Source organism: Synechococcus sp. R55.4 (assembly GCF_047461935.1).
In the GTDB taxonomy this organism is placed as follows: Bacteria; Cyanobacteriota; Cyanobacteriia; order Thermostichales; family Thermostichaceae; genus Thermostichus.
This window is the reverse complement of sequence record NZ_JANSIF010000080.1, coordinates 1-8,649: the sequence shown is the minus strand read 5'-3', so window position 1 is coordinate 8,649 and position 8,649 is coordinate 1. Positions and strand designations below refer to the sequence as shown.

Sequence of the window (8,649 nt, the reverse complement as noted above, 5' to 3'; positions counted from 1 at the left end):
TCTGGTAGAGCAGAGCAGGCTCAGGGCTACTGAAAGCCCGCTCCGTACCGCTTAGCGGTCGGAGCCGGGTAGTTTACGATGTGTTGACCCCAGACCGGCTCCCTTGGTTGGTTTAGCCGTTTTTCATTGCGGAGGTCATGATGGTCGAGGTTTTGGAAAGAGAAAAATTGGCCGAGGCACCTGCTGATAGTTCTCCGGCAGCTTCTCGAAAAATTTGGACTGACGAAGAGTTTATGGCTTTACCGGAGGATGGCAATCGCTATGAGGTTGTGAACGGAGAACTGGTTACCGTGGGCTCGGCAGGTGCAAAGCATGGGTACTACGTAAGTTTGATTCACATCATTCTGGGCTCCTACGTTCGCAGTCAAAGGATTGGATTTACCTTCGATTCCGATACTTCCTTCAAAATGAAATCCGGCAATCGCCGTTCTCCAGATTGTTCTTTCTTTTCCAAAGAACGGCTGCAATCTCTGGGCGGGATCCCAAGGGGTTATATTGAGGGATCCCCAGACTTGGCTGTAGAAGTTCTCTCCGATGCCAACACCGTTGGAGAGATCCATGATAGGCTCGTTGAGTATTTTGAGAATGGATCCCGGCTGGTCTGGATCATTCATCCTGAAGAGAAATACGTTCTGGTCTATCGCCGGCCTGAGCCTGAAGCATTGAAGAAACCCGGCGACATCCTGGAAGGTGGAGAGGTGATCCCTGGATTTGCGCTGGATTTATCAGAGTTTTTTGCCGAGCCGGAGTTGTAGTTTTTCACCAACGCAATGCCCGGATAAGATGCCTTCAGCGCCTAGGGAAAAGCAACCCCTGTTAAGCTAGCCTAAGCAGTGGGATCCCATTTCATGGCACCGGTCTATCCGCAGGTTCTGGAGCGCAATCCCAAACGGCTGCGCATTGCCCTACAGCGGTTTACCTCTCAGCAACTGGCTTGGCGGGCGGCAGGGGGCTTGGTGCTGCTAATTTTGGGATCCCAACTGTGGGCCCGTTCGCCGCTGTGGGGGATGGGCCTGTGGGCTGGGATCCCTTGGGGGTTGGGGCAGATCCTGAATCTAGATTGCCAAAGCCAACGGGTGACCTTGACCCGGCTGGGTGGCCCTTGGGGCTTTTGGCGGCAGCAGGTGTTTTCTTATCCCTTGGCCCAGTTGCAAGGGGTGCGGGTACATCGGGTAGGCCAGGAGGTTTTGGACAACCAAGCTCAAGAGAGTTTCCAGGTCCAAAGCCAAGTGCGGCTGCAGTTTCACAGCGATCCTTCTAAACCGGAGCTGAACGAGGAGGTCATCGCCTGCTTTAGCAGCCAAGTCGGCATCAAAGGGGACGAACCAGAAGCTTTCGTGCTCTCTCAGCGGCTGGTGCGCTGGATTCAGAACTATCTATCCGAACACTCAGGAAACCTAAGAAACAACTCTTCACCCTGAAAGCCCCCTTTTCGAGGATACTGCCCCACCGTTCCAGTAGACTCAAACTTTGCTCTCCTTTTCGGGGAGTTTTCGGGGAGATGGGGAATTGTTGGCACAGTGCTCGATCCTGGGTTAGAAATGCTACCGAAAAGCAGTGCACTCCTTGACACTTTCTAAACTTAACTTAATCGACAACCTTCATGAGCGCCTCCTGGGATCTAGTCAACCTAAACACCTTACTCGACCGAAACACTCTGCCCGGATGGCTTTGGCTGCTCCTTTGGGGATCCTCACTGGCCGTGGTGATGTACTGGCAAAAGCGCTGGCTGCAGCGGGATCAGGTGGGTTTTCCCGATGTCATCATGCTGGCGCGTGCAGATACGACGGTGGTGGAATGTAACGAAGCTTGCCAGAAAATCTTGGGGGATTGGCGGGGCAGGCGCTGGATCGACGTGCTGCTGGCAGAAGAGCAGGAGCAGGCGCAGCAAAAGATAGCCCACCTTACCCCTCAGCAGCCCACCTTTACCCGGATTAGCAGAGTGGCGGATGCAGCGGGGCAGGTGCGGTGGTTTGAGTGGATCCACCAAGGCATTTTTGACCGGCGGGGCCGCTTGCAGTTTATTCGCGGCGTGGGCCGAGACATTACCGAGAAGAAACAGTTGGAAGAAAACCTGCGGCTGCGGGAGGCCCAACTGCGCATCTTGTTGGATGCCCTGCCATTGGCGGTGTGGGCCAGGGATCCCCAGGGAGTGCTGATTTTGCAAAATGCCACCGACCGCGCCTGGTTTGGTGATCTGCTGGGCACTTCTTTGGAGGAGGTGGCTCGAGAATATCCTCACTGGCCGGAGTACACCTCTCAAGTTCTATCCGACGTAGAGCGGCAAGGGTTTTGCCAATTCGAAGGTAAGGAAATGATTCAAGGCCAGGAGCGCTACACCTATCGCTTCGCTGTAAAGCTTCAGGATCAGTCTAAAGGTTTGGGACTTATCGGCATTGTCCTAGATATCACCGAACAAAAGCGGCTGGAACAGGAGGTGTGGGAACAAGAAGAGCGTTTTCGCGCCTTCCTCAACAACAGCCACGACATTTTGTGTCGGATCGATGCCCAAGGTCTGCTGCATACCTTAAATCCTCCGGCTGCTGAGAAAATTTTGGGGCGTGCTCCCAATCAGGGAGAGGCCGTACCCTTGGATTGGGTTCACCCCGAGGATCGGCAGAACGTTGCTAATGCTCTTGAGCAACTCAAGGCTCGACCTGGCGAGACACTCAGCTTTATTTACCGGGCCCAACACGCCGATGGCCAGTGGGTGTGGCTGGAGAGCTTCTGCACCAATCTTTTGGAGGATCCCTCTGTGCAAGGGATCGTTTCCAGTACCCGCGATATCACCCAACAAAAGCAGGTGGAACTGGCTTTGCGAGAGAGCGAGGCCCGCTTTCGGGAAATTGCAGAGGCTGTACCGGTGGTTTTCTTTGTGTATTCTGCAGACTTGAGCCAGTCTCTCTACGAAAGCCCCCAAAGCGAGAAGATCTGGGGTTACACAGCAGAAGAGTTTCGCCGCAAGCCAGATCTCTGGAAAGACAGGATCCATCCCGAAGATCTGCCAAGGGTACTGCAGGCGGCCGCCCGAGCCACTCAAGAAACCCAGCAGATCACCTACCGCATTTTCCATCGGGATGGCAGGCTGCGCTGGCTGCGTACTTCTTGCCGACCCATCTTGAACGAACAGCAAGAGGTTATCCGTATTGTTGGCATTACCGAAGATATTACGGAGCAGAAAGAAGCAGAGCTGGCTCTACAAGAAAGCGAAGCTCGGCTTAGGGCTATTCTGGACGGGATCCCTTTTTCTATCTTTCTCAAAGATCTGGAAGGGCGCTATCTTCATGTAAACAAGACTTATCTACAACAGAGAGGCTGCAAGGCAGAAGAGCTCTTTGGAAAGTTGGATAGTGAGCTGTTCGCATCAGAAGAGGCTCTAGAATTTCGAGATCAGGATCAAAAAGTCCTGCAATCTCCGCATCCTGTCAGCTACGAGCGAACCTTTTTCCGCGATGGCAAGAGATTGACCCAGTGGGTCACCAAGTTTGCCCTGCGGGATCAGCAAGGGGATCCCTATGCCGTTTTCGGTGTTGTTGTGGACATCACCCCCCTCAAAGAAGCTCAAGAAGTGCTTCGGCAAGAGGCAGAGCGGGAGCGACTGTTGGGGGCCTTATTGCGGCGGATCCGCCAAGCTTTGGACTTGCAAACCCTCTTGGAAACAACGGTTGCGGAAGTGCGAGAGTTTCTCCAGGTAGATCGGGTGATGATCTATCAGTTGCAGGAAGGTGTAGGGGGGTTTGTAGCTGCTGAGTCGGTGGCGGATCCCTGGCCCAGCCACTTGGGCCGCCGGGTGTGGGATGCTTGCCTTCGCCAGGATCCTTGCTACCGCAAGTACCAAGAGGGCTTTGTGCAAGCCATAGCCAACGTGGCGACGGCCAATTTGGATCCTTGCTATCGGGAGCTCTTGGAATCTTTCCAGGCCCAAGCCAACTTGGTGATCCCAATTCGGCGGGGAGAGGATCTCTGGGACCTTCTGGTGGCACAGCACTGCCAATCCAGCCGCCCTTGGCAAGAGTGGGAAATCCGGCTTTTACAAGAGCTGAGCGATCAATTAGCCATCGCGTTGCAACAGGCCCAGTTATGTGAACAACTGCAAGCCCTCAATCAAACCTTGGAAGAAAAGGTTCGGCAACGCACCTCTGAGTTGCAGCGATCCCTGCAATTTGAGGCCCTGCTGAAACGCATCACTGACCGGGTGCGCGACTCTCTGGATGAAGCTGAAATTCTCAACACCGCTCTGCGCGAGCTGGGAGAAAACCTAAATGCAGATGGCTGCGATATTGGCCTTTACAACGCCGATCTCACCCTTTCCACCATCAGCTACGAGTACTGCCCCCGCTCCAATTCCTCCCTGAACATTTCCATATCCATAAAGGGTGGGCCTTACGACGATGTTCATCAACAATTGCTCGCAGGACAGCCCTGCCTTTTTTGCTTCTACTATCCAGAAAAGACAGTGGAAAAGCGCCAGGTGGTCATGGCTTGCCCCCTGCCGGATAAAGGCCAAGTGCTAGGGGATCTGTGGATCTTTCGCTCAGCTGAGCGTTCTTTCGACCAGCAGGAGATGCAGCTTATCCAGCAGGTGGCCAATCAGTGCGCCATCGGGCTGCGCCAGGCCCGCCTGTTCCGAGCGGCCCAAGAGCAGGTGCAAGCCCTAGAGCGCCTCAACCGCCTCAAAGATGACTTTATCAGCACCGTCAGCCACGAGCTGCGCACTCCTCTAGCCAGCATGAAAATGGCGTTGCACATGCTGCAAGTTGCCCCTGCGAGGGAGAAGCAGGCCCAGTACCTATCCATCGCCCAGCGGGAATGCCAACGGGAGATCGAGCTGATCAATGACCTGTTGGATTTGCAGCGGCTAGAGGCAGGAGCCTATGCTTTGAATCTGCAAACGCTGACCTGGGAAGCCTTGTTGGGGGATTTGCTGTTGGCTATTGGCGAACGCGCCCGTACTAAGGGGCAAACCTTTCAAGCCAACGTGCCTCTGGAGAGCAGCATCACCACAGATCCTCTCCTTTTGGGGCGTATCCTGCGGGAGCTGCTACACAACGCGGTGAAATACACCCCCGGCCAGGGATCCATCCGCCTAGAAGTCAGGGTTGAGGCCAACCGAACTCGCATCCAAGTCAGGAATAGCCAAGAGATCCCGGCTGAGGAACTCACCCGCATTTTCGATCGTTTTTACCGGATCCCCAGCCATGATCCTTGGAAAGAAGGGGGCACCGGTCTGGGCTTGGCTTTGGTGAAACAAATGGTGGATCAACTGAGGGGATCCATTGAGGTCAACAGCTCTGCCGGTTGGACGACTTTTACGCTCCATCTACCCCAATTGCCGCAGTTTTAACCCCTACTCCACCGCTCCCCCTCGCTTTGGGGTTTGGGATACAGTACTGGCAGGGATCCGGGGGGGCTTTGCCTAAACCTATGACAACTCGCCTAGATTTGGCTCTCACTCTTGAAGACTTCCTCAAGTTGCCTCACATAGAAGAGTCTCCGGCATGGGAGTACGTGGATGGAGTTGCCATTCAAAAACCGCTGCCCAAAGTCCGCCATTCCATTTTGCAAAAACGCCTTTTGGCTGAGGTTGACGGCAGCACCACCGACTATACTGCCCTACCCGAATTGCGATGCACTTTTGCCGGTCGTTCCATTGTTCCCGATATTGCTGTAATTGCGTGGGATCGAATTCGCCTCAGTGAAACAGGCGAGCCAGAAGATGACTTCACCGCAGCACCCGACTGGATTATCGAAATTCTTTCGCCGGGTCAAAGGGTAAGCCGTGTAATCGATAATATCCTGCATTGTCTAAAGCACGGCAGCAAATTAGGGTGGATGGTGGATTTAGACGATTACTCTATTTTGATATTTGCCCCTCAACAAGAGCCGGAAATTTGCCGAGCAGATCGTCAGCTCAAGGTGATCGATGGGATCCAGTTAGCATTGACTCCACAACAAATCTTTGTTCTCCAATACACTACCCCCGCCGCATGGCCGTAACCCCCGTGGGATCCAGCACCTTGCCCCGTTCCACCTCGGCATAGACCAGGTAGCGATCCCCGCAGTCCATCCAAGTTTTCACACGGCACTCCAGGTAAGCTAAGGCGTCCAACAAAATGGGGCAGCCATTCTCAGCAGTGGCCGTGGCCAAGCCGGCAAACCGATCTTCTCCAGGGCGCTGGGGCCGCTGAAAGTGCCGCTGCAAGTTGCTGCCCTTGCCTTCCCGCAAGATGTTAAGCACAAAGGGGGCCTGGGGATAGGTCAGCAATTCGGCTTCTTGTTCCTTGTTCACCGACAGGGTTAGCCCCGGTGGATTGAAGCTAGCCTGGGCCACCGACCAGGTGAGAAAGCCACGGCGGGTCTCTCCTTGCAGGGCGGTGACTACACACAGGGATCCCACCACCCGGCTCAGGGCTTGCCCAACCCGATCCGCCTGAGTTTCGCTGCTGGTTTGGCGAGGGGCGCGGGCTCGTTTGGCTTTGCGCAGGGCCTGAGCAAACTGGGATCCCGCCTCTTGACAGGCTTCCAGGATTTCAGGGGTGGGCTTAAACTTGGCGCGGATCGTCTCAAACCCCAAGGAAAAGCCGGCATTGAGCAACTTACTCTCGATGAGATCCACCGCTTCTCCGCTCCAGCCGTAGGAGCCGAAAACCCCGGCCAATCGGGTGGTGGGAACTGAAGAAAGGATGATGCCAAGGGCGGTTTGGATCTGCACAGGAGGATGGCCGGCCAAAGTCGGGGATCCGATAACAAACCCTTGGCAGCGCTCCAGAGCTTGGGCGATCTCCTCCGGAGTGGACCATTCGCAGTTGATCCGCTCCACCTTAACGCCGGCCCGCTCCAGCCCTTGGGCTATAGCCATGGCCATCAAGCCTGTATTTCCGTAAGCGGAAGTGTATAGGAGAGCTACCCGCTGCTCGCCGGGATCCTCTTCGCACCAAGTGTGGTAGTCCAGCCGCAAGCGCCGCAGGCTGTGGCGCACCAAGGGGCCGTGGGCAGGGGCATAGATTTGGGCGGGAAATTCTTCCAACTTGGCCAGGGCTGCCTTCACCTGGGACAATTGGTTGCGGTGCAAACAGTCGAAGTAGTAGCGGCGGTCTTCGCTGAGCTGCCGCCAATGTTCGTCAAACACTTGCTCATCGCACACGTGGGCGCCGAACAGCTTATCGGTGTAGAGGATCCCGGTGGCCGGATCGTAGGTACAGAGGGCATCTGGGTGGCGGGGCGTGGGCACGGTGCGAAAGTGCAACTCATGCCCTTCTCCCAAATCCAGGCGATCCCCATCCCGGATGACCCGCAAACGGAAAGACTGGTCGCCATTGTAGAAAATGCCCAGATCGGCGGCTTCTTCTTCGTCGCGACTGCGGGGCAAGGGATCCATCTCTTCAAAGGCGGCCCGTAGCGTAATGGATCCCGGCTTGGAGCAGAGCACCATCGCGTAGGGAGCCAGAGGCAATAGGGCCTTGAGAGTGGCAATGCGGTTAAAGTTGACGTGGCTGAGCAAAATAAAGTCCAACCGCTGCAGGTACTGGTGTTGGGCCAACTCTTCTAAAAAGATGCTGGTGAACGATTCCCCCGGAGGATCGATGAGAAGGGTTTGGCGGGCCTGGATGAGGTAGCTATTGGCAGTGGTGCCCCGTTGCCGAGCGTATTCCAGCTCAAACTTCAGGCGATCCCAGGTGCGGGAGCGGAGAACCAGCGTGGACGGGCCGATAAGGGCAACTTGGACATCGCGGGCGGGGATCTTGCTCTCCATAGCAGCCTCCGATGCGGTATCTGTCCTCACCTTGCCACGAAACTGGAGGAATGGGGATCCCTTTTCAGAGTTTGGGAGCCCACGGCCCGGCTTGCCCAAAAGTTAAGTCTGAGGCCCCGTCCTCACAACTGCGCAAGAAGCAAGCGATTGAGGTGGGGAGTGTGTCAAGTTTTTTCAAAGTCGGCCGGGCAAAAAGGAAGAGGCTAAGATCGGCTTGTAGCGTGTTCAGGCTGCCTATGTCTGCCCGATCCAAGTCCAAAGTGGAGGCCCCTACCAAGGGGATGGATCCCCGCCAGTTTACTGAAGCTGATGTGGCGGCAATTGCAGAGCGGTTGGAGCGCAATGAGTATCCGACCGTCTTTGGCTGCTTGGAAGACTGGCATGCCCTTCGAGCCGTTGCCTTTTATGCTCCCCACTTGGTGGCTCCCTATGCACACCTGTTGGAGTGGGAAGTGGATGAAGATTAGGACTGTCTTCGCAGTTCCGAAGGGATCCCAGTGCTCAGGGCAACGAGGGGGGAGGATTTCCGTCAGAGCCTTGCCGGCGAATCAGGTAGCGCACTTCTTCAAGGAGAACGTTGAACCTCTGATCCGTTTCCGCCTGCCGTTGGTTGATGGCCTGAATGGCGCGTTCGTGCTCTCGTTGTAGGGCGGTGAGGGTAACCAGAGCTTGAGTCACTTCCTCTGCCCACTCGGCAAGGTGAGCTAAGTCAGAGCGGGTCTCGCTGACAACTTGCTGTAGCTCTCGCAGGCTTTGAGCTTGGGCAGCAGCTTGTTCGGCAAATTCGGCGCGGCTTTCTTGGATGGACTGACGCAGCTCCTCGATTTCCCGCAGACGGGCGGCGTTCTCCTCGGCAGACTGGGCGCGGCTTTCTTGGATGGACTGACGCAGCTCCT

Annotated in this window: 6 protein-coding genes and 1 pseudogene; 5 read left to right on the top strand and 2 right to left on the bottom strand. The window is 55.6% G+C overall.

Annotated elements, in window-relative coordinates:
- Window positions 1-140: 140 nt before the first annotated feature.
- The 4 genes from NW842_RS13710 (at window position 141) to NW842_RS13695 (ending at window position 5,997) form a co-directional block, all read left to right on the top strand.
- A complete protein-coding gene (locus NW842_RS13710) occupies window positions 141-755 on the top strand; it encodes a Uma2 family endonuclease (RefSeq protein ID WP_414350202.1) in 615 nt (204 codons plus the stop codon).
- Window positions 756-848: 93 nt separating this feature from the next.
- Window positions 849-1,421 (top strand): hypothetical protein, encoded by a 573-nt coding sequence (locus tag NW842_RS13705; protein WP_414418255.1) that lies wholly within the window; start codon window positions 849-851, stop codon window positions 1,419-1,421.
- Window positions 1,422-1,603: 182 nt separating this feature from the next.
- Complete coding sequence (locus NW842_RS13700; protein ID WP_414418254.1) at window positions 1,604-5,344, top strand: PAS domain S-box protein; 3,741 nt, start codon at window positions 1,604-1,606, stop codon at window positions 5,342-5,344.
- 80 nt (window positions 5,345-5,424) lie between these two features.
- The gene (locus tag NW842_RS13695; RefSeq protein WP_414375112.1) at window positions 5,425-5,997 is read left to right on the top strand and encodes a Uma2 family endonuclease; all 573 of its coding nucleotides are present in this window, start codon (window positions 5,425-5,427) and stop codon (window positions 5,995-5,997) included.
- Here the strand turns inward: NW842_RS13695 and NW842_RS13690 are convergent.
- Window positions 5,975-7,753: a flavin reductase gene (locus NW842_RS13690; protein WP_414375114.1), complete on the bottom strand. Its 1,779-nt coding sequence runs from the start codon at window positions 7,751-7,753 to the stop codon at window positions 5,975-5,977. The two genes, NW842_RS13695 and NW842_RS13690, sit on opposite strands and share 23 nt — an antisense overlap.
- A gap of 236 nt (window positions 7,754-7,989) precedes the next feature.
- Here NW842_RS13690 and NW842_RS13685 point away from each other — a divergent pair, with 236 nt between their 5' ends.
- The gene (locus tag NW842_RS13685) at window positions 7,990-8,220 is read left to right on the top strand and encodes a DUF2555 domain-containing protein (protein WP_011433368.1); all 231 of its coding nucleotides are present in this window, start codon (window positions 7,990-7,992) and stop codon (window positions 8,218-8,220) included.
- A gap of 34 nt (window positions 8,221-8,254) precedes the next feature.
- On the opposite strand, the pseudogene NW842_RS13680 reads toward NW842_RS13685, so the two are convergent.
- Window positions 8,255-8,649, bottom strand: a pseudogene (locus NW842_RS13680) (hypothetical protein); the annotation flags it as partial.

Excerpts from the sequence above, each read along its gene's own strand:
- NW842_RS13705 (WP_414418255.1), top strand. The coding sequence starts at position 849 with ATGGCACCGGTCTATCCGCAGGTTCTGGAGCGCAATCCCAAACGGCTG.
- NW842_RS13710 (WP_414350202.1), top strand. The coding sequence starts at position 141 with ATGGTCGAGGTTTTGGAAAGAGAAAAATTGGCCGAGGCACCTGCTGAT.
- NW842_RS13690 (WP_414375114.1), bottom strand. The coding sequence starts at position 7,753 with ATGGAGAGCAAGATCCCCGCCCGCGATGTCCAAGTTGCCCTTATCGGC.
- NW842_RS13700 (WP_414418254.1), top strand. The coding sequence starts at position 1,604 with ATGAGCGCCTCCTGGGATCTAGTCAACCTAAACACCTTACTCGACCGA.
- NW842_RS13685 (WP_011433368.1), top strand. The coding sequence starts at position 7,990 with ATGTCTGCCCGATCCAAGTCCAAAGTGGAGGCCCCTACCAAGGGGATG.
- NW842_RS13695 (WP_414375112.1), top strand. The coding sequence starts at position 5,425 with ATGACAACTCGCCTAGATTTGGCTCTCACTCTTGAAGACTTCCTCAAG.